General features: G+C 68.2%; 1 protein-coding gene. It reads right to left on the minus strand.

The features are described from left to right. Positions 1–1,500, minus strand: a 1,500-nt coding sequence (locus tag Acor_RS00195) for a condensation domain-containing protein (RefSeq protein ID WP_246238318.1), incomplete at both ends; no start/stop codon positions are given.

Consider the following 1,500-nt stretch of genomic DNA (forward strand, 5'->3'; position numbering starts at 1 on the left):
CCACGCCACCCAGCACGCCATTCCCGCCGGTCAGCACGAGGTCGGTTTCCTCGTCGGACAGCAGGTCCAGCGCACCGATCCGCCGGTCGGGTTCGGCGACCACGGCTTCCAGCAACCGGACCAACCGGCCCGACAGAGTCTCGACTGAGGCCCGGTCGAACAGATCCTTGGCGTACTCGACTACGCCGGTGAGGCCGCCGTCCGGTGTGGTCTCCTCGAAGCTGAAGGACAGGTCGAGCTTCGCGACCTTGGCCCCCACCCGCTCGTTCCTGGATTCCAGGCCGTGCAGACGCAGCTGTGCGCCGGCGTTGTTCTGCAGGACGAGCATCGTCTGGAAGAGCGGATGGCGCGCATTCGAGCGCGCCGGATTGAGGATTTCCACCAGCTTCTCGAACGGAACTTCCTGGTGGCTCAGGGCGGCCAGGTCGTGGTCACGCACTCGTGCCAGCAGCTGCCGGAAGGTCGGATTGCCGGAGGTGTCCGTCCGCAGAACCAAGGTGTTGACGAAGAATCCGACGAGATCGTCCAGTGCGTCATCGGTCCGCCCGGCCACCACTGTTCCCAACGGGATGTCGGTGCCCGCGCCCAACCGGGTGTACAGGGCGGCCAAAGCGGCGTGCACCGTCATGAACAGGGTCGCCTGCTCCTGCCGGGCGAGATCGGCCAGCCCACGACGGAGTTCCTGGGGGATGTCGACGAGCAGCGTGCCGGCCTCGCGGACGGCGGCCGACGAACGCGGGCGATCGGCGGGCAGATCCAGTTCCTCGGGTACGCCTGCCAGCGTCTTCTCCCAGTATCCGAGCTGCCGGCTCAACTCGCTGTCCGGACTGTCCTCGGTACCCAGCAGCTCTCGCTGCCACAGAACGTAGTCGGCGTACTGCACGGGCAGGGGCTTCCAGTCCGGAGCGGATCCGTCGCGTCGGGCGCGGTAGGCGGTCTCCAGATCGTGGAACAGCGGCGTGAGGGACCATCCGTCGCAGGCGATGTGATGCAGCACCAGCAGGAGCACGTGCTCCTGGTCCGCCATTCGCAGCAGGCGCGCTCGGACGGGAACCTCCGTCGCCAGGTCGAAGGCCTGGGAGCAGGCCAGGTCGATCTGCTGGGAGAGCGTCGCTTCGTCCACTTCCACTACCGGCAACAGCACCGGGCCGGACCCGGGCAGCACTCGCTGGTACGGCTGCCCATCCACCTGGGGGAACACCGTGCGCAGAGGTTCGTGTCTGGCCATCACGTCGCCCAGCGCGGCCTGGAGGGCCTCGCGGTCCAGCGGCCCGGACAACCGCGCCGCGACTGGCGCGTTGTAGGTCCCGTTCGACCCGTCCAACTGCGACAGGAACCACAGCCGCTGCTGCCAGAACGACAGCGGCACCAGATCGGGACGCCGCGTCGCGGTCAGCGGCGTGCGAGCGGCGCCCGCGCCGTCCAGCATCCGAGCCAGTTGGGCGACGGTCGGCGCCTCGAACGGCACATGAACGTCGAGTTCGAGGTTGAGTTCGGTCC

The sequence above is a fragment of the Acrocarpospora corrugata genome, assembly GCF_009687845.1.
Taxonomy (GTDB): domain Bacteria; phylum Actinomycetota; class Actinomycetes; order Streptosporangiales; family Streptosporangiaceae; genus Acrocarpospora; species Acrocarpospora corrugata.